This is a genomic window from Komagataeibacter kakiaceti JCM 25156 (assembly GCF_000613305.1).
In genome coordinates this window covers 1-2,194 of the sequence record NZ_BAIO01000399.1, presented here as the reverse complement: position 1 = coordinate 2,194, position 2,194 = coordinate 1, and the positions used below count along the sequence as shown (strand labels likewise).

Below are 2,194 nucleotides of genomic sequence, written 5' to 3'. Positions count from 1 at the left end.
CCGCGAAGACCAGCGGCGGGTAGCGGCGCAGGCGGCCCTCCACGGCCTCAAGGGCTGTCCCGTCGGGGTATCGCGGCATCTGCCGCGCCGGAAACGACCGCCAGCTCTCCGGCGTCCAGGCCTGCCGGGAAGAACTGTTGGGGCTGTGCGTCGCACTCATGGGTCGGATCCTAATTCCTCTGGATACAAAACAATTCCCGCCCGTGGCGGAAGGGGAGCCTTTATGTCGAAAAAAGCGCGGTATGGCAAAGCCTGTTCTTGACGCCACGCACTATTGCCCGCCCCCCATGGGCGGTTGATGTTGCATTGTGGCCACATACGGCCTGTATCCATACGGTTTATGGTCGTATTCCCGCCTTCAGGCCCCATTATGTAAAAGAAACATGGTTGGCCTGCCACACCGGGACTTCCCCGCCGGAAGCGGGATTGGCATGCTGGCCCCTACAGGTAAAAGGATTACGGATCATGGCCACGTCACGTGGGAAACTCATAACCGCCCTGTCCGCAGGGCTGTGCCTGTTCAGCGTGACCGCATGGGCCGCGCCGGCGGATACGGACGACAACAGCCAGAGCGAGGACAGGATGACCGTCCATGGCCAGCGCGGCCACCTGCCCCCCGGTTATGAGGAAGCGCCGTCCATGGAACTGAACCATGGGCCGGACCCCGACCATCTGGAACATGTGCATCGTGATTCCGTTACGGGCACGGACCTGTCACGTTTCGGCAGCGCTACCAGAGCAGCGGCATCAACGGTGATGGCCAGCTTGGCGATTCCACCGGCAATGGCTGGGTCGCTCCGCGCTGAAATGAAAAAACCGTTGCCGGCCTGACGCTGGCAACGGTTTTTTTTCGCCCTGACGTTCCGGCGGTTCAGCCGGTGGCGCGCGGCGTGACGCGCGTGCGGGTGCGCATGGTCACGAATTCCTCCGCCGCGGTGGGATGGATGCCAATGGTGCGATCCCAGTCGGCCTTCGTCAGTTCGCCCGTCACCGCAATGGCCAGTCCCTGCATGATTTCCGGCGCGTCATCACCCAGCATATGCGCGCCGCGCACGATCTGGCTGGCCTGATCGACCACCAGCTTCATGTAGGTGCGCTGTTCGCGCCCGCTCAGCGTATTGCGCATGGGGCGGAAGCGGCTGACATACACATCCACATCACCATGCTGCGCGGCTTCCGCCTCCGTCTGGCCGACACTGGCCAGCGTGGGGGTGAAGAAGACCGCCTTGGGCGTGGTGTCGAACGACCACTGCCGGGGCGGCGTGGCGCCGAAAAGCCGGTCGGCCAGGATATGCCCCTCCGCAATGGCGACGGGGGTCAGGTTGAGGCGGTTGGTCACATCCCCGATGGCGTAGATGCCGGGCACAGATGTCTCGCTGTTGGCGTCAACGATGATGCGCCCGTTCTCCTGCGTGGCGATGCCCGCCTCGATCAGTCCCAGACCTGTCACCTTCGGGTGGCGGCCCGTTGCGAAAAACACGCAGTCGGTCACGATGCGCGTGCCGTTGTCCAGCGTCACGGCGAAGGTGTCGTCCTCCAGCCGGTCGATGGCGGTGGGGGATACGCCCACATGCTGGCGGATGCCGCGCAGGTCGATGGCGTCGTGCAGGGCGTGGCGCAGGTCGGAATCGAAACCGCGCAGCGGCAGGTTCTGCCGGTAGACCAGATCCACCTCCGAACCGAGGCCACGGAAAATTCCCGCGAATTCCACACCGATATAGCCGCCCCCCACCATGCAGACCCGCGCGGGCCGCTCTTTCAGGTGGAATGCCTGGTCGGATGAGATGGCGTGCCCGATACCCGGTATGGCGGGCATGGTGGGCGTGGAGCCGACGGCAATGACAATCCGCCGCGCCGTCACCCGCCGGGGGGCCGCGTCGGGCACCAGGGGGGACGGTCGATACGCAGGGTATGCGCGTCCTCGATGGTGGCATGGCCGGTAAACAGGGCCACATCCGCCTTTTCCAGCATGGAGACGTAAATCCCGTTGAGCCGGGCAATCTCGCGGTCCTTGGCGGCGATCAGCTCCGCCCAGTCATTATGCCCGCGCCGGGTGCTCCAGCCGAAACCGTGGCTGTCATCCACCCAGTCGCCATAATCACTGGCCTGAACCATGAGCTTCTTGGGCACGCAGCCCAGATTGACGCAGGTGCCGCCCCAGTGGCGGCTTTCCGCCACCGCCACGCGGGCGCCA

1 protein-coding gene and 2 pseudogenes are annotated in these 2,194 nt (G+C 64.7%); 1 reads left to right on the top strand and 2 read right to left on the bottom strand.

What is annotated here, in order from left to right; genetic code table 11:
* Window positions 1-160, bottom strand: a 160-nt coding sequence (locus JCM25156_RS28965; protein ID WP_148299396.1) for a 3-deoxy-7-phosphoheptulonate synthase, incomplete at its 3' end; no start/stop codon positions are given.
* Between the two features lie 305 nt (window positions 161-465).
* On the opposite strand from JCM25156_RS28965, the pseudogene JCM25156_RS24750 reads away from it, so the two are divergent.
* Window positions 466-806, top strand: a pseudogene (locus JCM25156_RS24750) (hypothetical protein).
* A gap of 65 nt (window positions 807-871) precedes the next feature.
* Here JCM25156_RS24750 and gorA read toward each other — a convergent pair.
* Window positions 872-2,194: pseudogene (gene gorA / locus JCM25156_RS24745) on the bottom strand (glutathione-disulfide reductase); the annotation flags it as partial.